Source organism: Spartinivicinus ruber (genome assembly GCF_011009015.1).
Taxonomy (GTDB): Bacteria; Pseudomonadota; Gammaproteobacteria; order Pseudomonadales; family Zooshikellaceae; genus Spartinivicinus; species Spartinivicinus ruber.
On sequence record NZ_CP048879.1, the window covers coordinates 30,880 to 50,292 of the forward strand.

Here is a 19,413-nt window from a genome sequence, read left to right on the forward strand (position 1 = left end):
GTGAATCAAATGACGACTAAAAAACAGGTTTTATCCAATCAATCCCGAATAGAAAACCTTTTTCATCATCAAATTAATATGCCTGGGTTTGCCCGGTTTATCAGTGAATATCGATTTCATCCTAACCGTCTATGGCGGTTTGATTTTGTCTTCCCGGATTACAACCTGGCTGTTGAACTGGAAGGGGGGACTTATAGTCATGGTCGTCGTACTAAGACAGGTCATACCCTAAAATCCAGGCATCTAACGCCCACCGGATTTTATCAGGATTGTGAGAAATACGCTGAAGCGGCTATCCAAGGTTGGTCAGTATTACGCTTTGATAGTCGTATGGTGAGAGAGGGCAGCGCATTTGATTACACAGTCAGAGCAATAGAAGCAAAAGGTTTTCGATGGAAAAAGGCGTAAATAAAGTTATTTTGGTTGGTAATCTCGGGGCAGATCCTGATGCGCGATACTTACCTAATGGTACAGCGGTAACCCGACTAAACATTGCAACGGGTGAGCAGTGGAAAGATAAACAGGCGGGACAGGTAAAAACCCATACAGAGTGGCACCAAGTCATTTTATTCGGGAAGCTGGCTGAAATTGCAGCTCAATATTTAAAAAAGGGTGGCAAGGTGTATGCAGAAGGCAAGTTAAAAACCCGGAAATGGCAGGTAAAAGATGGTTCTGATCGATACACGACTGAAGTGGTATGTGATAAGCTGCAAAGACTTGATAACCTTGGTAAACAAAGCCAGCAACAGCCGGTCAACCAACAATATCAACACCAACCTTCAGCACAACAACAGTCGTCGCCTAATCAACCGCAACCACCAGCTAATTATCAACAACCTGGGATGTTGTCTGAACTGGATGACATACCCTTTTGAGCTGTTAATGTTGGACTTGGGTTGGTCATGAATTTGTAGTATAAGTACCCTGTTACCAGAAAATGGTAATATCTGGCTTGTTCCTTTAACCAGGAACTTGGTATAGGCCCTTCAACATGGGCCTTTGCTAAATGAAATAAACACTATTCCACATAAACTGCCGTTTCACGTATTGACATTGGTTGCAAAAAGTGAATGCATTTTAACCAGTTTTCCACAGTTTTGGTGGATAACATTGTGCATAACATGTAGTAATTCGGCTGTTTGTTTGATGTCATCGCATTGCAAAGCGAATGGCCAAGAAAAGTGCTATACTTACCAGCCATAAAACAAACGAAACAATCTCAATCCTCATACACTATCAGTCGTCTTCAGTAATGAGTTGCTTACTGTGCTCTTTCAGTAAACGGTCTAAGTCGTCTTTATCTTTGACTAGGCATTGCTCAATTAAATATCTTTCTAAATGAACCCATTTTGAGTTAGGCATATTTCTATATCTTCCTGTCCCTTTTTTTGATCGCCAGGTAGTAACTGTATTGCGACTAGAACAGAAACAAATTACAGCAACTTCATTGGCCTTCAATTTGAAGGCCTTTTGTACAATTTTTAATTTTTCGTTGTTGGTCATGTAGGTACTAGTTGATTATTGCGCTCAATCTCATCAGCAATCCGTTTGATAATGGCCTTACTTACTATGGATTTACAGGTACAGGCATAACGTAAAACTTCTGGGATTAAGTCTGATGGTATTGGGCGGCTTACCTTTAAGTTTCTCACTGTGTTATATTCAGCCTCAGTCATTGGCTGACTCCTTTCTTAATTGGTGATGTTGGTGACTAGGGGGTTTTGGTTGTCCGTGCAAAGATTGACCAAAACTCCTGCTTTTACTTTTTTGCCGAAACGTTATTCCTTACTACATCAATTCCGGCTTCATCTAATGCACTATCCAAAATAAAGTCCATAGTGGCTGGCACAATTAAGTTACCCATTTTTTTATACCAAAGTGATGACCCTGTTTCATAACCAAGGCCCATGACACAATTAGTGAGTACAACATTATTCACTGAGTCAGTTAGCTCCATAGCTAAAATCGTGCGTTGATGAGTGCTTATGCAGCTTGTTACAGCAGGATCCTTTCTTTTTTTAAACATATCCATACATTCCAATATTTTTTTATCATCCAGGTTAAAAAGTCATCTGTGATAAGTTTGTTACCAGCTGATGACGGCAAGCAGTATATTATATAAATGCGCACATTGAACACATTTTTTTATAGTAGTTAAGTCGTAGATCAGCCTAGATTTGAATTTATTTTGATCAAATTAAGCATTATTCAGAGGTGTATTAATGGATGGAGTATCTACTGACTTATACCAGCACTTAGGGGTATTCACCCTTAGCATTAAACTAGCGTATTTATTTATTGCGATTTCCACATCATTGGCTTTGCTTCGGCTTTACGATAAACGCGCAAAAATTTCTTTTTCCGGGTGGTTAAATAATGCTATTGACAACCAATTTTTCACGGCAGTGGCTTTGTATTTTGGTATGCGTTTCTTTGCCGTCTGTTGGCTTATCAGCACCGTCTTTTCCTAATCAATACGACGACCTGATTCGATCCTCAAGCAAAATGTACTTACCTGCAATTGATTGGCGCTTATTTAAATCCCAGCTATATCAAGAGTCACGGCTGAAGCCGAATGCTGCGTCACCGATGGGTGCACAAGGACTTGGGCAAATTATGCCGGGTACCTGGTCTGATATCAGTCGACAATTGAAGCTTGATAAACACCTGGTGTTTGATCCCAAGAGTAATATACAGGCATCCGCTTTTTACATGGCTAAGATGCGTCAGTTTTGGACAGCACCTCGACCCGCTGCTGATAAGCATTCTTTAGCGTTGGCTTCATACAATGCGGGTGCAGGTAATATTCTGAAAGCACAGAAACGCTGTAGCAATGCACGACTGTATCAACCGATTATTAAGTGTCTTCCCAAAGTAACGGGTCATCATGCTAAAGAAACGACAACTTATGTTAAACGTATTTGGCGCTATTGGGTTGCAATGCTGGTAGGTTAATGCTGAATAAAGCAATATTTATTATTGGTACATTATTATTTTCAGGTTGCTTGCTGCAATTCTGGCAAGTCAAGGATCTGAAAAATACACAACAATTACTGGTAAATAAAAATCAGCAATTAGTCAATCAGCTATCGGAATCACAAGCAGCGAATCATCAATTACTGCAATCACTGAATCAACAACGGCAAATAGCCAAAGAACGAGCCGCCAATCTAGATACTATTCAACAGCAACTAAACCGTGCGTTAGCCACCATTAAAGCTCATGAAAAAACGACTTGGAATACTCAGCAGTTGCCTGATTATGTTGTCCGCTTGTTCACTGATCACCCCTAAACCCTCTATTAACCCGGTGATTATCCGACAAGTGCCGCCTGTCGAGTGGTTACAACCTTGCCCTAAGCCAGAGCTGACAGGTCATACCAATCAAGAATTATTAACGCTAACCACAACAGCATTAGCAGTGATTGATCAATGCAATGCGGATAAAGCAGCCATTAAGCAGTGGAGTGAAAGCGAGTCTAGCTATGAATGAGTTGTTAAATACCACCAATATTATATTAACCAGTAGTGCTGCAGTTGCCGGTGCCATCTTAGGTAATACCGGGTTCTGGAAATTTATTCTCAAGAAAAAAGAAGAGAATTTAACCCATGCTAAAGAAAAAGAAGCACTGCTGAATGCCAGTAAAAGCCTGGTGGATATGCAAGCCAGCGTGATTGATTCGGTGCGTGAGCACTTTGATATTACCGTCACCAACATCAAAAAAGATTATGAAGAAAAGCTCACAGCTGAAAACAGTAAGTTTGAACAAGCGTTATCCACCATGCGACTCAAGCTGGATAACCTGGATCGTGCTAACCGCGCTTTGCATGAAGAAGTCAAACAACTGAAGTTGCGTAACCAGGAATTGGAAAAAGCCAATAAACAATTAACCCAAATCCTACAATCATTTGAGCAATTAAAAGGTGATATGTGAGTAAAGGTAAGTCCTATTGGGAGAAATTAATTATTGAATATGCGCAAGCTTGGGAGCAATCAAAAATTAGTCCCCGCAAGTGGTATGATGAACATATCGGTGATGACCGATGGAATACTGCCAGACGTCACATTACTAAGGCCGCCGCTATATCTGTACTGGAAAAAATCACAACAGAAAATGCGCAAAAACACGCGCAACTCGTAACGAAAACGCGCAAAAAAACTGCGCAAAACACCACTAAAATGCGCAATATTACTGCGCAAATTTCTCAAAATGCGCAAAATGTTGATGATGAAAGTGCGCAACATGAAAAACGCGCAAAGCCTATAAATACAGAGAAAAAGAGTGTTGTAGAGGAGGGGGCAAACGACACCAAAGATACCCCATTAATTGAAGAGAGTGAATTTGCAAAACGACCTATCAATAAAGGTGGTGGCCAACCGGGTAATACTAATGCAGTGATCCATGGTTTATACAGCCGTTTCTATTCCGATGAAGAACGCCGCTTTTGTCAAAACAGCAAACGGCTGCTGCGTTCGATAAAAGATGAAATGGACTTAATACGGATTCGTTTGGCGCGTGCAGTAGCACTGGAACGAGCCATCGATGAAGAGCAGGCCGAATTACCGCTTAGTGAAGTGGTGGATATGGAAGGGGACAACGGCATGGTCCCCACCAACAGTCGCACTGAAATAAGACGGCGGCCGGATTTTGACGGCATTATTCAACGACTCACAGGGCGATTAAACCAGCTCACTAACCTACATGAAAAACTCAAAAATGATGATGACCTGACTAAGCGTGATAAGCTCACTATTCAAGCCAAAGTCCTTCAGCAGCTCACAGACGACAGTATTTCCCCAATACAAGCAGCCTATCAATTAGAGGGGCAAGGCATCCCTTTACCTGAAGTACTCAAGCTACAAGTGAAACAAATGCTGGATAATACCGAACCGGAGACTGAACAGGGTATTACGGAAGAAGAACTAGACGCCTTGTGTGCTGAAAACAAAGCCAAGCAAGCGCAGGAAGCCGAATGGTTACAAGAGCGTCAGACCTGGTTAGCAGAGTGGCGCAAGGAAAATGGCTAAGCGTAAAACGGCGCTCTCTTCCCCTGAATATCCGGCTTATGTTGCCCGTTACCGGCACAATTGGGAACGCTTGGCTTTAGAGGTGTGTGGAATGCACCTGACCCACCAGCAATGTCCCTTAGCCTTTGCTATTGAACAAGACGGGTGTCGGGTGACTGTGTCATCGGGCCATGGTACCGGCAAATCCAGTTTACTGGCGATGCTGATAATTGCCTTTATAACTACCTATCCAAAGGCACGGGTAGTGATTACGGCAAACAAAGTCGAGCAGGTAAAAATCGGGATATTTAAATATTTAGCGGATTATTGGCAAAAAGCCGTCAACCGATTCCCGTGGCTGGATGAGTTGTTCGTGCTGACGGCTGAGCAATTTTACGCGGTTGGTTTTCAAAAGTCATGGTCTGTTGGAATTAAAGGTTATCGATTGGGCAATGAAGAAGCTCTGGCGGGTGAACACGCTGACCACTTGTTGTATATCGTTGACGAAGCTTCAGGCCTATCAGACAAGGCATTTGATTACATCACTGGTGCACTCACACAAACCGATAACCGACTCGTCTTATTAAGCCAACCGACCCGAATCACGGGTTATTTTTATGAATCTCATCATTCTCTGGCTAAAGTCAGCCCTGATGATCATGGTTTTACCGCCTTTCAACTTAACAGTGAAGAAAGCCCCTTAGTCACTCAGTCCTATTTAATTGAAAAAGTAAAACAATACGGTGGCCGTCAATCACCAGAATATTGCATTCGCGTATTGGGCGCTTTCACTAAACAAGCTGAAGGTATGCTGATTGGTCGTGATGATGTGGACCAGGGATTTATAACAACAATCGAACACCCTACGGAATGGGGTTACATTGCTATTGCTGATATAGCTGGCGGCGAAGGGCGCGACAGTTCGGTATTAAACATACTCAAGGTGTCGGGCTTTGATGATGAACGGGTAGCTGAGTCCGTAAAATTATTGGAAATGAATACTGGTGTGGATGGGGTTGAGTTTGCAGAAATTATAGAAAAAGAAACTCAGGAATACCCCAATATTACAATCGGTGTCGACGCTGACGGCTACGGATTAATTACCGCGCAAACTCTGGAAAAGAGAGGCATTGATGTTGTACGGATCCACTGGGGCGCACCGGTACACAGCAAAACGCAAAAAGTTCGGTTTAGAAGTAAGCGCGACTTTGCCTCCGTCATGGTCAAAGAAGCTTTGCGCGATAATCGCTTACGCTTAAACGACCACTATTCAGTGAAACAAAAAACCCTGAACCAATTTGTGAAAATTCCCTATAAATTTAATGAGGTTGGCCAGTGGCGTATTGAATCAAAAGAGAAAATGCGAGCGGAGGGTATTAAATCCCCGGATATTTTTGATACATACGCAATGGCCTGGTTAGTCGACTATATACCTGTCAATATGGCATTAGACGGCACTAATAGCAGTGACGATCTATTAGCCTGGGCAAAACAAAGCTTATCCCATTGCTAAAAGAATTACGGGCCATCGAGGCGCATGATTTTTAAGTAAGCCGGTGTGCTCACTGCATCGCTGGGAATAAACCCATTTAAATCTTCAATAGTAAGCGGGTAATTATGGACGACATTAAACGCTTTTTTTACCCCAACTGATAGGGCTTTCACAACACGATTGGTTGAATGGTATGGCACTTTGACAGGCGTTTTAAGCCATTTGGGCTCAGTCACTTCTATATCTCCAATAAAGAATTTAAAGGTGCTATCGGGCTCCTTAACCCAATGTAGTTTTGGAGTCATACAACCCCCTTCGTTAACCAAAAATAAAAGATTACCAGTGGTTAAGCTGTAATCGTTTGGTTTCCTAACCGGTTTGTTAATTAATGTTGGCCTTATTATGGTTTGGTTTACTTTGATTAATTAACAAGTTAATTTGCTGTAGGTTATCAGATTTAAAGGCCTGATTTGAGTGTTAAGCAAACGAGTGATTATTTAACACATAAATAGTATAAAAAACACACAAAGGATGTTTTATGTTGATTGGCTATGCCCGAATTTCTAAGTCAGATGGTTCTCAAGTATTGGATTTACAACATGACGCATTGACCGCTTATGGCGTATTGCCTGACAAAATCTATGTAGACCAGGCGTCAGGAAAAAAAGACGACCGGCCTGGCCTGGAAAACTGTTTAAAAGCCCTACGTGAGGGAGATGTATTAGTTGTTTGGAAACTTGATCGTCTGGGGCGAGACTTACAACACTTGGTCAATATTGTACAAGATTTAGAAAAGAAAAACATTAGCTTTAAAGTATTAACAGGCCAAGGCGCTGATATCGACACCACCACGGCCAGTGGTAAATTAGTATTTGGCATTTTTGCAGCATTAGCTGAATATGAGCGTGAGCTAATCAGAGAACGAACCATCGCTGGTGTTAAAGCTGCCAGGGCTAGAGGGCGTGTCGGTGGCCGTAAATTCAAATTAACCAAAGCACAAGTCAGGGTGGCACAAGCGGCTATGCAAAATCGAGACACGTCAGTCAGTGAGCTATGCCAGGAGCTGAAAATTACCCGACCTGCGCTGTATAGTTATGTTGGACCTAATGGTGAGTTACGGGAAAATGGCAAGAAAGTGTTGAATATCAAATGAGTTTAGAAAACTGTTAAATTCCGGCCGTGTGCTAATAGCTTTTCAAACATGGATAGTGTTTCATTGGCCTTTTCTGGATAAATACAAATAATTAACTCGAAGTAAATGATTGCTTTATGAAAATATCGATGCTATTTAATCGTGCTAGTCAGCTCAATGATGATCATAATTATACATCTAGTAAACCACTTGCACATATTAATGCGCTTTGTAAAACCAATCCTGGGGTGGTTAATCCTAATTCAGCAGAGTTTAATGGTGAAGTACTTGCTTCTACGGTTTATTTAGAAGCCAAAAAGCTCCGAGATCCTATTAATTTTTTACTTGTCATCAATGAAGTGTTAAAAAATGCAACCTCATCTTTATCAAATGACTTTAGCCAAGATAGTTTGATGGATATTAAGCACGATATTTCAAAAAATATAGTCTGTAAGTTGCACCGAAATGAACGTGACCATATGGTTGAGTTACTTAGCTCTGAAAGGCTTCATGAGATTGCAGCTAAATTAGTCTATGTTCAAGACTTTTATAGTGGCAGTGGTGATGTGAGAGGGTTTCGGGCGCTTGAAGTATTTAGTATGGTTAATTTTCTACATCAGTACTTGCATGGTGATGATATTAAGGCAACTGACCCTGTTCAACCGGCCTCATTGGATTGGGAAGTATTAGATAAGGTTTTGTCAGATAATTAACGACACCTGCATTGATTACAAAACATATATTTAAATATATAAAAAAAATCCAAATACACCGAGGACATATTTTAAAATAAGAATAATTATTTATTTTTAGAGCTTGGTTTGACCACTTTTAAACCAGGGACTTTTTCAAAATCTTCAACATTACTAGTGAGTACTGCAAAGCCATGGGCAATAGCGGTAGCAGCAATTTGCAAGTCATGAACATTTTTTGCTGACTTATTGCGAGGCTTTAAAAAATGGCTATAGAGCTCACCATACGTTCTGGCGACTGACATTGAAAATTCCATAATAGGAATATGTTTAATAATGCCTTCTACAAAAGCAGAACGCCTGATACGTATATCAGCCGTTTTTGCCATGTGAACACCCACAAGTAGCTCAGAAACAGTAACTGCCGCAATAAACGCATCACCATGAGTTGAAAGCCCTGACAATATGCTGAGATCTAAACGGCCATTTTCAGCGTCAATAAATACATTGGTGTCAATGATTAGTCCCATGGGTTCTCCGGTAAGTCAGCGCGGCTTCGGGCAGCTTTGAGGTCTTCAGCCATTTGCTGTGCGTCATTACCAAGTGAAGGTAAGCTTGCTAGTAAGCTACCAAGCTGTTCAATTGGGAACCCTTGTTTAGGTGGGGGGCTCAGCTCTGCTATAGTTTGTGAACCTTTCGTGATGTACACGCTATGGCCTGACACCCTTACTTTATCTATCACTGATGCCATATTACGGGCCAACTCAGTGGCTGAAATTGAATCATGTTGCCAGTCCATAACAGTAAACCTATGCTAGATAGTTGATATATCCAATTATACATAAAATACATATAGTATGTAAAATATGTATTTTTCCTTAAAGGTTGAGGAGGTCGCTTTTTTGCAAAAAGCCCACAAAATCACTTTGCCAAAAATCGTTAGTATTGTCTTTGCCCAATGCTCTTTTAAATCAGAATTGAAGTGGATAAGCACGGATAACTTCTGCTCTGCTTACTCGTGACGGATATAGGGTTTTGGGTAACATCAAGAATTTGTGATCTTGTATTTTTCTAGTATCTCTGCTTTGTTTCGTGCAGGTGGAATATTCGGCACCTCGATACCTTCTAGCCGCATACTTGCCCGGTAATTTTTTAATCGAACTTTGGCAAAATAGGCTTTTCTTTTATTGAGTTCTTGATCTGTCATCACCTCACCTAAGACAACACAGCGTAATCGAAGTGGCATAGGCTAATAGCCTTGAAATTTCTAGGCTTCCTGCCATTCTTATTGATACTTCAAGTTGAAATAAAAATATAAGAAGTATCAATATGATGAATACCAATAAACTTACCAAACTTTCAAAACAACACCCTCGCTTAACAGTTCGTACCTTGGCCACTCTAATGGCCATTAAAGACAATGAAGGCTGCTCTGTTTCAGAATTATCGCAAGTGATGGGTGTTAATGAAAAGAACGTGGCTACCACAATTCGCCGCTTGGAAGAGGGTAGGGAAGGCAGTGGAGATGTTAAGTTAATCAAGGTCAAGCAAGACAAAGAAGACAAACGCTTTAAGTTGATATGGCTAACTGCCAAAGGCAAATCCATGCTACAGAAGCTGTAAGGACTGTTGCTAAGCATTAGTCCTTATTAGAAAGTTGCAACTGATTTACGAGGTTAGTCAGGCGTTTGGCTGAGGTCAGACGTTTACTCGCCATCGCCACGGCCTTAGCCTCGCCAATCAGTACAACCATTTGTTTGCCACGGGTGACACCGGTATACAGCAAGTTTCGTTCTAGCAGCATAAAATGTTGCATCACCATAGGAATCACAACACAAGAGTATTCGGAACCTTGTGACTTATGAATGGTGGTTGCATAGGCTAGAGACAACTCATCCAGCTCACTAAATGCGTACTCGACTTGTCGCCCTTCAAAATCCACCCAGAGTTGATTTTCTTCCAGGTTTACCTGTTGAACACGGCCAATATCCCCGTTAAAGGCTTCTTTGTCGTAGTTGTTAATGGTTTGAATGACTTTATCTCCGGGCGCATAAGTCCAGCCGAACCGAGTCACTTGTGGGTGCTGGTCACCATTTAATTGACTTTGTAAGGCGATATTTAAGCTACGAGCACCAAGCCCCCCTCGGTTCATTGGACATAACACTTGAATATCATCAATGGGGTGAAAGTCATACCGTTTGGGTAATCGTTCAGTGACTACTTTCATGAGCATAGCCTGAGCGGCTTCAGCAGAGTCCACAGTGATATAAAAGAAGTCGGTATCCTCGCCTTTTTTTGAGGGGAAAGGTGGTTTCCCTCGGTTAATCGCATGGGCAGAGGTAATAATTTTTGACGTGGCTGCTTGCCTGAATATTTCAGTTAATCGAGCGACGGGGATTTGTCCAGATTCAATAAAATCGGCTAAAACAGAACCTGGGCCTACAGAGGGCAGCTGGTCAACATCGCCTACTAAAAGTACCGCAGCATGATCAGGTACAGCACGCAATAGCTGATTCATCAGCACCACATCGACCATTGATGTTTCATCAATAACTAAGCAATCTGTTTCTAGTGGGCTGTCTTGGTTACGTTTAAAATCAAAAACTGAGGGATCAAACTCTAACAGCCGGTGGATGGTCAGTGCCTCTAGCCCGGTTGACTCACTTAAGCGTTTAGCCGCTCTTCCTGTCGGCGCGCACAACAAAACAGACGCTTTTTTAGCTTTAATAATTTTAAGTATGCTGTTAACGGTCGTGGTTTTACCTACACCTGGGCCACCGGTAATCACACAACACTTGTGGTTAACCGCTGTATCAACAGCTAAACGTTGAGAGGCGGATAATTGTATCTCGTTTTTTTGTTCAACCCATTGAATAGCGGCATCAATATCAATATTACCCCATGGCGTTTGGCCCTGTAGCAGTCGTTGAACATGATTGGCAACCCCTAGCTCTGCTCGATATAAAGGGGTGAGAAATACCACTTCTTGTTCATTAATTTTGTCAGGCTTTAAACGCTCTTCGGTAATTTCTTTAGCCAATGCTTCGCTCAAAATTGGCTGGGGAATTTCCAGAAGAGACTCAGCCGCTTTCAGTAAATCCTGAACTGGTTGAGCACAATGGCCCTGAGAAGAAAACTCCTGTAGTGTATGGCGTAACCCTGCCTGAGCTCGAATAAGAGAAGTAGGGGCAATGCCAATATTCTGGGCAATCTGGTCGGCTGTTTTAAAGCCGATTCCATGTATATCCAGTGCCAATTGATACGGATTTTCCTGTACTTTCTGAACAGCTTGATCACCGTAAGTTTTATATATGCGTACAGCTCTTGACGTACCTACCCCATGGGATTGTAAAAACACCATAATATCCCGAACCACTTTTTGTTCAGCCCAGGCGGAGGTGATTTTCACTTGTCGTTTTTTGCCAATACCCTCTAACTCCAATAAACGCTCTGGCGTTTGTTCAATTACATCAAATACCGCATCCCCAAAGGCTTTAACTAACCGCTTGGCAAAGTGAGGCCCAATTCCTTTTACCATCCCAGAGCCTAAATACTTTTCGATACCTTCTAATGTTGTTGGCACAATCGTTTTGATGGTTTTAGCTTGGAACTGAACCCCATGCTTGGGGTCATTAATCCATATCCCAGTGGCTTCAATATATTCACTTGCAGTAATTGAAGGGGTATTACCAGTGACGGTTACCAGGTCTCGCTGGCCTTTGACTTTAACCCGAATAACAAAGAAACCAGATGCTTCACTGTGAAAGGTGACCCGCTCGACGGGGCCTGACAAATGAACTAATGGTTGGTGTTGATGAATAGGCTGGGAGTGGTTAATAACAGGGTCTCTTATTTTATTACTACACTGATGCAGCCTATTTTAGCGGATAAGGATATTAATAAAAAAGAGTGAAGTTCATTATCCATGCAGCATACAATGAGTTAGTTATAAAGCGTTGCTATTATCTCTAACTATTGAAAACACTATGTGAAAATCGCTTCTAGCTGATCTGCCCTACAGCAATTGATTAACCAATGCTTTAAGGTGATAGAGTCTGCATTGTTTATTTTTTCACTCACCCAAGCGGGTAGGTCACCAAATTTCCCTTGTAGCACTAAATAAAGGGCATTAGCTTGGCCTATACGATAGCCTTCTTGGTAGCCTTTCAAATATCCTTGGTTATAGGCTTCCTGATAACCTTCTAATTTCCATTGTTCTATCCATTGATCGATACGCTCTGTCAGCATGTATAGAATCTCGCTGGTAAAGGGGGATAGGGTGATTGTAGCGGTGTTTTGCTGTTGAATCATTAGATATTCAAAATAGCAGTGGCTCAAGTTATAGATAGCCACAACATGTGGTATTTATAGATAAATCTTTACCAATTAACTATAAAACGTGTTTACCAGCTTCTAGGTATCTGCTATCAATAGTTATTGGCCATACAATAACCAAAACTGGATGCGTACATGACAATAAAAAAAATGCCGGCGATAAAAGAGCGGTACACTAAAACACAAATACTATCTGAGTTAGCAGAAAATACAGGACTGACAAAAAAGGAAGTAACGGCAGTTCTTGATGAGCTGACTGATTTAATGGAACGACACATTAAGAAGCGGGGCTGTGGTGAATTTGTATTACCTGGATTATTGAAGGTAGTGACTAAGAAGAAGCCTGCTACCAAAGCTCGGAAAGGGGTCAATCCATTTACGGGTGAAGAAATGATGTTCAAGGCCAAGCCCGCGTCAGTGCAGGTGAAAGTTCAACCACTAAAACGACTGAAAGACTTTGCCTTAACATAAACAGACAGTTAGACAACAGAAGGCTCCTAAATGGGGCCTTTTTATTTTGCAAATCAGTTGCAGCATCTCACTGAAAGTTCATAATTCCCTCTTTTAGAACACGAGAGCTAGCTGTGGAAATATTGAACTTGAATTTGCTCGGTCGCCCTTTAAGGCTTGAGGGCACCATGTCAGGTTGGCAACGGTTATATTGGGATCACCAAATCGTTTCAGAGCTGCCAGCTTCAGCGGATCCAGATGGAGAGGCAGAACATCTATTTGAGTTACATGGCGAGGATGGGGCCATAAAGTGTTGTGTTTTAGCAAATATTAACTGGCACCCTTTTGAACTCAATTATCGAGTGCTTATTAATGACCAAATAGCTGATGAGGGGAAACGCTCTTTAGAGGATTTAGAGCATTCTGCTCCACATGAGGTGATGCCAATCAAGAAAGAAGTTAACCTGGTAGGGTTAGCATCACTGGGTTTTAAGTTATTTAAAAGTGCCAAAGTTATTAAAGTCGTATTAGCTGGGGCTAGTGTTGCGGCTTACTCGTGGTTTTTTTCGCTTCAATTTGCGCTTGCACTCATGGCTTGCTTAGTATTTCACGAATATGGGCACATCCGAGCAATGAAATACTTTGGCATGAAAACCAAAGGTATTTATTTAATCCCGTTTATTGGTGGCTTGGCGTTAGGCGATGACAAAATCAATACCCGTTGGCAGGATGTTGTAATATCCATTATGGGGCCGAGTTTTGGCTTGTTTTTATCTATTGTCAGTTTAATTGTGTATGAGCTGACAGGTGAAGTATTTTTTGCAGGTTTAGCAGCGTTTAATGCCTTATTGAACCTTTTTAATTTATTACCGATTTTGCCCCTGGATGGTGGCCATATCCTCAAAAGTATCAGCTTTTCGATGGACAGTAAAATCGGGATAGTGGCATGTGCGTTAGGTGCTGGATTAGGCGTCTTTTTAAGTTATCAATTAGGACTGGCATTATTAGGGTTTTTATTATTAGTCGGTAGTATAGAAATAATAGCTGAGTGGCGGTTACGGCATGAAAGCCGGTTATATCCTCTGGATGGCTATGGGCAGTTATTTTCCCTAACATGGTATTTAGGAACCATAGGCTGCTTAATTGGAATTATTTGGTACTTGGCCGGTACTGGTGACGCTATATTGGGGCTACCGCTACAAGTATTGCAAAGCTAATTTCCTTTTTGCCTGGTAGAGAGCAGAGAAGTCAGTAGTAGTACACCAACTAAAAATTATCTTGTTTTGATCAGGATAGCTTTATTCCTTAAGTTGAGTTGCTATTGGACTTAAGTACTTTTCAATAATATCTGAATAAGTGAGCTGCTCTTTTTTAGGCAAATCTTTATTCTCAAAGGCCTTTAAGGCTTTTAAAATCCGTATGGCTTCCATTGTTAATTTGACTTCATTGCGGTCAGCTTGTAATTTTGCCTGGGACTTGGCACTTCGAAGAGCTGTTTGTAATTTTGCTTTTTCTTTTTTAGATAAATAGGCTTCATACCAGTGTTGTATTTTATTTATGGCATCTTGGTAATATTTTTCGCTTTCATTGCTAAACCAATAAGGCACATCTTGTAAAGCAATATTGGCATTGTGTGTGTAAAGGGCATCATCTCTAGGCTCAATCCACCATGAGTCATTACCAAGAATATTTTTTCTCATATAATCATAGACAGCTTTATAATTTTCAGCAGTGATGGTGAACTTTTTAGGCATATTTGGTTGTTATCCTGTCATCTATAGGGTCAGTTTACTGTGCTGGGTAATAAAACTGGCTAACTGTTTTAGCTTATTTTTTTGCATCCAAGCAATAAGTGCTTCTTGATTAAAAGGTGGTTTTTTCCATCTTTTTCTAGCTTCTTCAACACCGCTATAAACTTCCTCTGGATACTTTTCGATGAGTAGTTGGAAAAAATTATCTGGAGATAAAGCCTTTAATCCAAGTGGTTTAAGTACCGAGTTAGGAAAATCTTTTAAATTGTGCGTCACTAAATAAAGGGCTTCACTGGCTAAAGCTGCAGCAACTACATGTCTATCATCTTTATCAGGTAACTGGGGGACTTGAGATAAAAATTGCTCTATTTCTTCTTCATCTACACAAGCATAAGGAAAACCTTGGTTTACTTGTCTGCATGATTTTTCCAGCTTATTAACGTCAATGTCAGGGTTATTTTTTTTAAGGTTACGTGTCCATTCATCGAGAATGATTGTGCTCCAAATTGGAGTAAAACAATTTTGATACGCCACCCACAACAACATGCCACGTAACTTTAGTGGATACAGCACATTCGCATCCAATACTGCAATAACTGTCATTCTATGCCTAGTTCGTTGTCCAAATCAGCCATTTCTTCTAAAGCTTGCTTTGTTTGCTGGCGCATATGAGCCTTAAATGCCAGCGCATCACTTTCTTGGATACGATAGTGTTTACCTACCATAAAGTAAGGTAAGTCACCTGCTTTTATAGCCTTCACGACCATTGGTCTAGACATCCCAATAACGTTAGCTGCCTCTTGTGCTGTCAGAGGGGTGTCTGACTGGCTCGCTAGAACATGAAGCTCTGCTTTCGGGTTTTTAGCGAGTACCTGGGCTGCTTCTTGTATAACCGTGACGAGTGACTGACTGATCTCAGAGTCAACAAACTCAAACAGCTCCCCACCAAGCTCAAACCGGATAACCGGCTTAGAGCGACTAGTACTGGGGTACTTTACTTTAACCAAAGAGTTCAATAGCTGCTTTTGCTTAGCACTCCTGGTGGTTGAAACGGGTTTCATGCTCATTATTAAAGCCTCCTGTAATAGTTTGATTCTAATTGAAATATCTGAAACAATCAAAATAAATGAAAAAAACCTTTGTTACTTGTGCACTACCGGCACAAAGTCTATGGGGCTTACTTGCTATGACATTAGTTTACTCATGGCTGGCAAGAGCATAGCGATATCGACGGTAGAGCAATTGATAGGCGCCAATCTTTCCGTGATACTAACACGATAAAACTATTTTTTCGTGTTAGTATCACGGAAAAAAGGGTTGTGTTGCAAATATTTAATTAATTCAAAAACTATTTTCCCTTGGGCGCACTTAGCCTACTAGTGCATAAAATTGTTCAGCCGGTGATAAATTGCCACGATAGTGTTTTTTCATTTGCCCTTTTTTAATCATATGCATCAATTCAATACCGGCTAAGGTTTTCTGCGCTGAATGAAAATTGTAAAACCCCATCATCGGTCGGGTAATGCGCTTAACACCACGATGGTCTTGCTCAGCCATATTATTGAGATATTTAACCTGGCGTATTTCAATGCTATGATCGGACGCTTGATTATAAGCCCTTACTGCTGCTTTATTAGCACCACTCTTATCCATATTAATTAAACTGGGTTGGGTATTGCGCCGAATGGCTTTGGTTAAAAAGCGTAAGGCGGCTTTTGTATCACGCTTGGCGGTTAATAAAAAATCAATGGTATCACCTGCTTTATCAACCGCACGGTATAGGTATTTCCATTGGCCTTTGATTTTGATGTAGGTTTCATCCAATCGCCAACGCCCCTTGGGGCGTCGCTTCTTTTTTTGGAAAGCCTTCTCTAGCTGTGGACAATAATGAACGACCCAACGCTGAACGGTCGTATGATCCACATCATAGCCACGCTCTTGCATGATACCAATCGTGGTAAATAATCTGTAAAATACCTGGTCACAGTATTTCACTTAATTTGACTAGGAATTTAATAATGGCAAGGATTGCTTCTATTCCAGATGAATTGTATGACTACGACTTTGATGCCTTACTGAACAGAGAGCCACATCCAAGAACACGGCTTCGCTTATTAGCGATGGCTCATTTACAAGCAGGTTGGTCTCAAACTGAAATAGCACGAGCATTAAGGAAATCAAATAATACCATTCAGGACTGGCTCAACCGTTTTAGACGAGATGGCCTTGAAGGACTTTATGAACAACCTGGTAGAGGAAAAAAACCATTTCTTTGTCCTTCACAATATAATGAATTTAAAGCAGCGGTTATTACCTTACAAAACCATCGTCAAGGCGGTAGAGTTCAGGGTAAAGACATACAACAGTTGCTGCTGGAACAATTTAATATAGACTACAGCTTAAGTAGTATTTATGAAGTATTGCATAAAGCAGGACTTTCTTGGATTACATCAAGATCTAAACATCCTAATCATAGCCCAGATAAACAGCAAGCATTTAAAAAAACTTTGAAAAAGAGGCCTTAAAAGTACTTCCCTCATGCGTTTCTCCAGATAAAGTTGATATTTGGTTTCAAGATGAAGCCAGAGTGGGTCAGCAAAATACCTGTACGCGTATTTGGGCAGAGAAAGGTACGCGTCCACGAGTGGTAAAGCAACAACAGTTTGAGTCAGCTTATCTCTTTGGCGCTGTGTGTCCTGCTAAAGATAGAGGAGTGGCTCTTGTATTACCTATTGCTAACACAGAAGCAATGAGGTTGCACTTAACAGAAATTTCAAAAGCCATTTCTAAGGGAAGACACGGACTGGTTATCGTTGATCAAGCGGCATGGCATACGACTCATCGCCTAGAAATACCTGCGAATATCACGCTATTAAATTTACCACCCGTTTCCCCAGAGCTTAACCCGGTAGAGCGGATATGGGAAAAACTGAGAGAGGATTCACTGGCAAACCGTTGTTTTAAAAATTTCAATGATATTGTTGAGTCTTGTTGTGAGGCATGGAATGTATTTGTGAATAAGAAAAATAACATTAAAAGCTTGTGCTCCAGATGTTGGGCTGTTTTAACAAGCTAATAAACAGGATTGGTATGATTTCTTCGATCTGCCGGTAGCTCAACGGATACGCGACATACCAGCGAACCGCTTGCAAAATCAAGGTTTGATGGAAATGGCGGCCTTTAAAGCTGATCATTAACTACTCGCTTTGCATCAATCAAAGAGAATTAGACTAACAGATGACAAGGGCTGTGCCTATTTGCAACACAACCGAATGACTCGTCTTGGCATGCCTATTTCTGTGAAAATTGGATAAATAGTGGACTGAATGCCTCAGCACACCTGATTTTTCGATTTATTCAACAACGCCAATACATCAAGTGTAGTATAAAAACGCTTTCAAATTCCTGTTAATCAAGCTGTTTTTCCAAAGCCTCTATACGATGATTCAACTTTTTAATACTAGCAAGTAAAGCTGCATCTCCGGCTGAAATATCTTCGCGATTTAGTAAACGACCGTCACCATTCCACCAATCAATGCCTATCTCTTTTGCCTTATCGACTGAGCAAATCACCAGTTGAATTTGTATTGTCAATAATTCCACTTCAACCAACTTAACTTTAATATCACCCTTGATAACAATACCCTTATCCAAAATACGCTCAAGCAAATCAGCAATATTTGTACTGTTAGTTGATTGTTGAATAGAGCTCTGATTATTTACCATCGTATAACATACCTAAACAAGTTTCCCGAGGGGACCTAAATCCAGCGTTAAATCTTCTTCACGGAGACCGAAAATATCCCGCAAACGTTCAATTTCCTGTGCTTGCTGCATTAATGTAGTCCCCAAGCGCTCAATATCATCATCACTTAGTTGACCGGTCTCCATACGACGAATCGCTTGGCGCTCAAGCAATTCATGCAGTAATTTGATCAGTGTAAGTACTAATTGAGAAAGCCCTTTTCCAACTTGATCACCATCAATATTAATCTGACGTGGTAAATTATTGGCAAACAAGTGCTCAAACTGTTGTACGCTATCACGAAGCAAGTCTTCATCAACGGTCATCGTCCGTTAATCCTCTATAGCAGCACGGTCATTCTGTAAATTACCCGCTGAGCTAACCATAAGCTGCAAACTAATATAAATTAAGTCAATATTAGCCACTGAAATCGCAACATCCCCAACAACGACAGCCCCCTTGTGGAGCACCCGATCCAAAGCCTCGCACAAAGTGATATTATCAGCAATCTCAACCAATCTATCAGACATATACAATTTCTCTTAAATCATCAGTATTTGTTAGCGATGCTTATTTTTCGCTGCGCTCATAGTGTTCCAACTGATCTAACAATTGTTTCTCTTGCTCATCGAACTCCGCTTCGCTAATTTGTCCCGCATCCAATAAATGATATAGCTCGGTTAACTGATGGGTAATCGTTTCTACCTCTTGCTGCTGCTCATCCAATGCCGCTGTATGTATTTTTTCTGCCAACCATACAACACCCCTCAAAGGCGCAGTCACTATATTATCAATTAAAAACATAAGTC

General features: G+C 41.1%; 32 protein-coding genes. 15 read left to right on the forward strand and 17 right to left on the reverse strand.

Annotated features, from left to right (window positions below; all coding sequences use genetic code 11):
• Positions 1-9 precede the first annotated feature (9 nt).
• A complete protein-coding gene (locus G4Y78_RS28745) occupies positions 10-408 on the forward strand; it encodes an endonuclease domain-containing protein (protein WP_230425786.1) in 399 nt (132 codons plus the stop codon).
• Positions 393-875 (forward strand): single-stranded DNA-binding protein, encoded by a 483-nt coding sequence (gene ssb, locus G4Y78_RS28750; RefSeq protein WP_163836667.1) that lies wholly within the window; start codon positions 393-395, stop codon positions 873-875. The genes G4Y78_RS28745 and ssb overlap by 16 nt, the downstream gene beginning before the upstream one ends.
• A gap of 361 nt (positions 876-1,236) precedes the next feature.
• Here ssb and G4Y78_RS31490 read toward each other — a convergent pair whose 3' ends face one another.
• The 3 genes from G4Y78_RS31490 to G4Y78_RS28760 all read right to left on the reverse strand — a co-directional run bounded on the left by G4Y78_RS31490 (position 1,237) and on the right by G4Y78_RS28760 (position 2,032).
• Positions 1,237-1,362, reverse strand: a complete 126-nt coding sequence (locus G4Y78_RS31490; protein WP_268935120.1) for a hypothetical protein — start codon at positions 1,360-1,362, stop codon at positions 1,237-1,239.
• Between the two features lie 137 nt (positions 1,363-1,499).
• Entirely contained in the window at positions 1,500-1,676 is a 177-nt protein-coding gene (locus tag G4Y78_RS28755; protein ID WP_163836668.1) for a hypothetical protein, read from the reverse strand.
• Positions 1,677-1,759: 83 nt separating this feature from the next.
• On the reverse strand, positions 1,760-2,032 hold the full coding sequence (locus tag G4Y78_RS28760; protein WP_163836669.1) for a hypothetical protein: 273 nt from the start codon (positions 2,030-2,032) through the stop codon (positions 1,760-1,762).
• A 344-nt stretch (positions 2,033-2,376) separates the two neighbouring features.
• On the opposite strand from G4Y78_RS28760, the gene G4Y78_RS28765 reads away from it, so the two are divergent.
• Genes G4Y78_RS28765 through G4Y78_RS28790 form a run of 6 tightly spaced genes read left to right on the forward strand, consistent with a single transcriptional unit; the run spans position 2,377 to position 6,520 of the window.
• Positions 2,377-2,955, forward strand: coding sequence for a transglycosylase SLT domain-containing protein (locus G4Y78_RS28765; protein ID WP_230425787.1), 579 nt, complete (start codon positions 2,377-2,379; stop codon positions 2,953-2,955).
• On the forward strand, positions 2,955-3,293 hold the full coding sequence (locus G4Y78_RS28770; RefSeq protein ID WP_163836670.1) for a hypothetical protein: 339 nt from the start codon (positions 2,955-2,957) through the stop codon (positions 3,291-3,293). The genes G4Y78_RS28765 and G4Y78_RS28770 overlap by 1 nt, the downstream gene beginning before the upstream one ends.
• Positions 3,262-3,492, forward strand: coding sequence for an Rz1-like lysis system protein LysC (lysC, locus tag G4Y78_RS28775; protein ID WP_163836671.1), 231 nt, complete (start codon positions 3,262-3,264; stop codon positions 3,490-3,492). The genes G4Y78_RS28770 and lysC overlap by 32 nt, the downstream gene beginning before the upstream one ends.
• On the forward strand, positions 3,485-3,934 hold the full coding sequence (locus G4Y78_RS28780) for a hypothetical protein (protein ID WP_163836672.1): 450 nt from the start codon (positions 3,485-3,487) through the stop codon (positions 3,932-3,934). The genes lysC and G4Y78_RS28780 overlap by 8 nt, the downstream gene beginning before the upstream one ends.
• Positions 3,931-5,028, forward strand: coding sequence for a hypothetical protein (locus G4Y78_RS28785; RefSeq protein ID WP_163836673.1), 1,098 nt, complete (start codon positions 3,931-3,933; stop codon positions 5,026-5,028). Before G4Y78_RS28780 ends, G4Y78_RS28785 begins: the two co-directional genes overlap by 4 nt.
• Positions 5,021-6,520, forward strand: a complete 1,500-nt coding sequence (locus G4Y78_RS28790) for a terminase (RefSeq protein WP_163836674.1) — start codon at positions 5,021-5,023, stop codon at positions 6,518-6,520. Before G4Y78_RS28785 ends, G4Y78_RS28790 begins: the two co-directional genes overlap by 8 nt.
• 5 nt (positions 6,521-6,525) lie before the next feature.
• Here G4Y78_RS28790 and G4Y78_RS28795 read toward each other — a convergent pair whose 3' ends face one another.
• Positions 6,526-6,804, reverse strand: a complete 279-nt coding sequence (locus tag G4Y78_RS28795) for a hypothetical protein (protein ID WP_163836675.1) — start codon at positions 6,802-6,804, stop codon at positions 6,526-6,528.
• 233 nt (positions 6,805-7,037) lie between these two features.
• On the opposite strand from G4Y78_RS28795, the gene G4Y78_RS28800 reads away from it, so the two are divergent.
• The gene (locus G4Y78_RS28800) at positions 7,038-7,652 is read left to right on the forward strand and encodes a recombinase family protein (protein WP_163836676.1); all 615 of its coding nucleotides are present in this window, start codon (positions 7,038-7,040) and stop codon (positions 7,650-7,652) included.
• A gap of 116 nt (positions 7,653-7,768) precedes the next feature.
• Complete coding sequence (locus G4Y78_RS28805) at positions 7,769-8,344, forward strand: hypothetical protein (RefSeq protein WP_163836677.1); 576 nt, start codon at positions 7,769-7,771, stop codon at positions 8,342-8,344.
• Positions 8,345-8,430: 86 nt separating this feature from the next.
• On the opposite strand, the gene G4Y78_RS28810 is transcribed toward G4Y78_RS28805, so the two are convergent.
• From G4Y78_RS28810 to G4Y78_RS28820, 3 genes are all read right to left on the reverse strand, one after another.
• A complete protein-coding gene (locus G4Y78_RS28810) occupies positions 8,431-8,853 on the reverse strand; it encodes a type II toxin-antitoxin system VapC family toxin (protein WP_163836678.1) in 423 nt (140 codons plus the stop codon).
• A complete protein-coding gene (locus G4Y78_RS28815) occupies positions 8,844-9,122 on the reverse strand; it encodes a hypothetical protein (protein ID WP_163836679.1) in 279 nt (92 codons plus the stop codon). The genes G4Y78_RS28810 and G4Y78_RS28815 overlap by 10 nt, the downstream gene beginning before the upstream one ends.
• 246 nt (positions 9,123-9,368) lie before the next feature.
• The gene (locus G4Y78_RS28820) at positions 9,369-9,569 is read right to left on the reverse strand and encodes a YhfG family protein (RefSeq protein WP_230425788.1); all 201 of its coding nucleotides are present in this window, start codon (positions 9,567-9,569) and stop codon (positions 9,369-9,371) included.
• A gap of 83 nt (positions 9,570-9,652) precedes the next feature.
• Here G4Y78_RS28820 and G4Y78_RS28825 point away from each other — a divergent pair, with 83 nt between their 5' ends.
• Complete coding sequence (locus tag G4Y78_RS28825; protein ID WP_163836680.1) at positions 9,653-9,946, forward strand: MarR family winged helix-turn-helix transcriptional regulator; 294 nt, start codon at positions 9,653-9,655, stop codon at positions 9,944-9,946.
• Positions 9,947-9,962: 16 nt separating this feature from the next.
• Here the strand turns inward: G4Y78_RS28825 and recD2 are convergent, their stop codons facing one another.
• Together recD2 and G4Y78_RS28835 are read right to left on the reverse strand one after the other, a co-directional pair.
• Positions 9,963-12,116, reverse strand: a complete 2,154-nt coding sequence (recD2, locus tag G4Y78_RS28830) for an SF1B family DNA helicase RecD2 (protein ID WP_329604986.1) — start codon at positions 12,114-12,116, stop codon at positions 9,963-9,965.
• A gap of 191 nt (positions 12,117-12,307) precedes the next feature.
• Entirely contained in the window at positions 12,308-12,634 is a 327-nt protein-coding gene (locus G4Y78_RS28835; RefSeq protein WP_163836681.1) for a hypothetical protein, read from the reverse strand.
• Between the two features lie 159 nt (positions 12,635-12,793).
• Here G4Y78_RS28835 and G4Y78_RS28840 point away from each other — a divergent pair, with 159 nt between their 5' ends.
• A complete protein-coding gene (locus G4Y78_RS28840; protein ID WP_163836682.1) occupies positions 12,794-13,129 on the forward strand; it encodes an HU family DNA-binding protein in 336 nt (111 codons plus the stop codon).
• Positions 13,130-13,242: 113 nt separating this feature from the next.
• Positions 13,243-14,325 (forward strand): site-2 protease family protein, encoded by a 1,083-nt coding sequence (locus G4Y78_RS28845; RefSeq protein ID WP_163836683.1) that lies wholly within the window; start codon positions 13,243-13,245, stop codon positions 14,323-14,325.
• A gap of 81 nt (positions 14,326-14,406) precedes the next feature.
• Here the strand turns inward: G4Y78_RS28845 and G4Y78_RS28850 are convergent, their stop codons facing one another.
• The 4 genes from G4Y78_RS28850 to G4Y78_RS28865 form a co-directional block, all read right to left on the reverse strand.
• Positions 14,407-14,862, reverse strand: a complete 456-nt coding sequence (locus G4Y78_RS28850; RefSeq protein ID WP_163836684.1) for a hypothetical protein — start codon at positions 14,860-14,862, stop codon at positions 14,407-14,409.
• Positions 14,863-14,883: 21 nt separating this feature from the next.
• Positions 14,884-15,462 (reverse strand): PIN domain-containing protein, encoded by a 579-nt coding sequence (locus tag G4Y78_RS28855; RefSeq protein ID WP_163836685.1) that lies wholly within the window; start codon positions 15,460-15,462, stop codon positions 14,884-14,886.
• Positions 15,459-15,926, reverse strand: coding sequence for an excisionase family DNA-binding protein (locus G4Y78_RS28860; RefSeq protein WP_163836686.1), 468 nt, complete (start codon positions 15,924-15,926; stop codon positions 15,459-15,461). Before G4Y78_RS28860 ends, G4Y78_RS28855 begins: the two co-directional genes overlap by 4 nt.
• Positions 15,927-16,227: 301 nt before the next feature.
• On the reverse strand, positions 16,228-16,854 hold the full coding sequence (locus tag G4Y78_RS28865; protein ID WP_163836687.1) for an IS6 family transposase: 627 nt from the start codon (positions 16,852-16,854) through the stop codon (positions 16,228-16,230).
• Between the two features lie 23 nt (positions 16,855-16,877).
• On the opposite strand from G4Y78_RS28865, the gene G4Y78_RS31495 reads away from it, so the two are divergent.
• Positions 16,878-17,384 carry an IS630 family transposase gene (locus G4Y78_RS31495; protein WP_163831121.1) on the forward strand — a complete coding sequence of 169 codons (507 nt, stop codon included), beginning with the start codon at positions 16,878-16,880 and terminating at the stop codon, positions 17,382-17,384.
• 38 nt (positions 17,385-17,422) lie between these two features.
• On the forward strand, positions 17,423-17,935 hold the full coding sequence (locus G4Y78_RS31500; RefSeq protein ID WP_163836355.1) for an IS630 family transposase: 513 nt from the start codon (positions 17,423-17,425) through the stop codon (positions 17,933-17,935).
• Positions 17,936-18,267: 332 nt separating this feature from the next.
• On the opposite strand, the gene gvpJ is transcribed toward G4Y78_RS31500, so the two are convergent.
• From gvpJ to G4Y78_RS28900, 4 genes are read right to left on the reverse strand one after another with little or no spacing between them, the layout of a single operon-like run.
• The gene (gvpJ, locus tag G4Y78_RS28885) at positions 18,268-18,585 is read right to left on the reverse strand and encodes a gas vesicle protein GvpJ (RefSeq protein ID WP_163836688.1); all 318 of its coding nucleotides are present in this window, start codon (positions 18,583-18,585) and stop codon (positions 18,268-18,270) included.
• 12 nt (positions 18,586-18,597) lie between these two features.
• Entirely contained in the window at positions 18,598-18,930 is a 333-nt protein-coding gene (locus G4Y78_RS28890) for a gas vesicle protein K (protein ID WP_163836689.1), read from the reverse strand.
• Between the two features lie 6 nt (positions 18,931-18,936).
• Positions 18,937-19,134, reverse strand: a complete 198-nt coding sequence (locus tag G4Y78_RS28895) for a gas vesicle protein (RefSeq protein ID WP_163836690.1) — start codon at positions 19,132-19,134, stop codon at positions 18,937-18,939.
• Between the two features lie 40 nt (positions 19,135-19,174).
• Positions 19,175-19,408 carry a gas vesicle protein GvpG gene (locus tag G4Y78_RS28900; RefSeq protein ID WP_163836691.1) on the reverse strand — a complete coding sequence of 78 codons (234 nt, stop codon included), beginning with the start codon at positions 19,406-19,408 and terminating at the stop codon, positions 19,175-19,177.
• Positions 19,409-19,413: the final 5 nt, after the last annotated feature.

Coding starts and splice junctions, on each gene's coding strand:
- G4Y78_RS28900 (WP_163836691.1), bottom strand. CDS start 19,408: ATGTTTTTAATTGATAATATAGTGACTGCGCCTTTGAGGGGTGTTGTA.
- G4Y78_RS28765 (WP_230425787.1), top strand. CDS start 2,377: ATGCTATTGACAACCAATTTTTCACGGCAGTGGCTTTGTATTTTGGTA.
- G4Y78_RS28790 (WP_163836674.1), top strand. CDS start 5,021: ATGGCTAAGCGTAAAACGGCGCTCTCTTCCCCTGAATATCCGGCTTAT.
- G4Y78_RS28860 (WP_163836686.1), bottom strand. CDS start 15,926: ATGAGCATGAAACCCGTTTCAACCACCAGGAGTGCTAAGCAAAAGCAG.
- G4Y78_RS28850 (WP_163836684.1), bottom strand. CDS start 14,862: ATGCCTAAAAAGTTCACCATCACTGCTGAAAATTATAAAGCTGTCTAT.
- G4Y78_RS28895 (WP_163836690.1), bottom strand. CDS start 19,134: ATGTCTGATAGATTGGTTGAGATTGCTGATAATATCACTTTGTGCGAG.
- G4Y78_RS28825 (WP_163836680.1), top strand. CDS start 9,653: ATGATGAATACCAATAAACTTACCAAACTTTCAAAACAACACCCTCGC.
- G4Y78_RS28795 (WP_163836675.1), bottom strand. CDS start 6,804: ATGACTCCAAAACTACATTGGGTTAAGGAGCCCGATAGCACCTTTAAA.
- G4Y78_RS28820 (WP_230425788.1), bottom strand. CDS start 9,569: ATGCCACTTCGATTACGCTGTGTTGTCTTAGGTGAGGTGATGACAGAT.
- G4Y78_RS31490 (WP_268935120.1), bottom strand. CDS start 1,362: ATGCCTAACTCAAAATGGGTTCATTTAGAAAGATATTTAATTGAGCAA.
- gvpJ (WP_163836688.1), bottom strand. CDS start 18,585: ATGGTAAATAATCAGAGCTCTATTCAACAATCAACTAACAGTACAAAT.
- G4Y78_RS28815 (WP_163836679.1), bottom strand. CDS start 9,122: ATGGACTGGCAACATGATTCAATTTCAGCCACTGAGTTGGCCCGTAAT.
- G4Y78_RS28755 (WP_163836668.1), bottom strand. CDS start 1,676: ATGACTGAGGCTGAATATAACACAGTGAGAAACTTAAAGGTAAGCCGC.
- G4Y78_RS28780 (WP_163836672.1), top strand. CDS start 3,485: ATGAATGAGTTGTTAAATACCACCAATATTATATTAACCAGTAGTGCT.
- G4Y78_RS31495 (WP_163831121.1), top strand. CDS start 16,878: ATGGCAAGGATTGCTTCTATTCCAGATGAATTGTATGACTACGACTTT.
- ssb (WP_163836667.1), top strand. CDS start 393: ATGGAAAAAGGCGTAAATAAAGTTATTTTGGTTGGTAATCTCGGGGCA.
- G4Y78_RS28890 (WP_163836689.1), bottom strand. CDS start 18,930: ATGACCGTTGATGAAGACTTGCTTCGTGATAGCGTACAACAGTTTGAG.
- lysC (WP_163836671.1), top strand. CDS start 3,262: ATGTTGTCCGCTTGTTCACTGATCACCCCTAAACCCTCTATTAACCCG.
- G4Y78_RS28840 (WP_163836682.1), top strand. CDS start 12,794: ATGACAATAAAAAAAATGCCGGCGATAAAAGAGCGGTACACTAAAACA.
- G4Y78_RS28835 (WP_163836681.1), bottom strand. CDS start 12,634: ATGATTCAACAGCAAAACACCGCTACAATCACCCTATCCCCCTTTACC.
- G4Y78_RS28770 (WP_163836670.1), top strand. CDS start 2,955: ATGCTGAATAAAGCAATATTTATTATTGGTACATTATTATTTTCAGGT.
- G4Y78_RS28800 (WP_163836676.1), top strand. CDS start 7,038: ATGTTGATTGGCTATGCCCGAATTTCTAAGTCAGATGGTTCTCAAGTA.
- G4Y78_RS28810 (WP_163836678.1), bottom strand. CDS start 8,853: ATGGGACTAATCATTGACACCAATGTATTTATTGACGCTGAAAATGGC.
- G4Y78_RS28805 (WP_163836677.1), top strand. CDS start 7,769: ATGAAAATATCGATGCTATTTAATCGTGCTAGTCAGCTCAATGATGAT.
- G4Y78_RS28760 (WP_163836669.1), bottom strand. CDS start 2,032: ATGGATATGTTTAAAAAAAGAAAGGATCCTGCTGTAACAAGCTGCATA.
- G4Y78_RS28745 (WP_230425786.1), top strand. CDS start 10: ATGACGACTAAAAAACAGGTTTTATCCAATCAATCCCGAATAGAAAAC.
- G4Y78_RS28855 (WP_163836685.1), bottom strand. CDS start 15,462: ATGACAGTTATTGCAGTATTGGATGCGAATGTGCTGTATCCACTAAAG.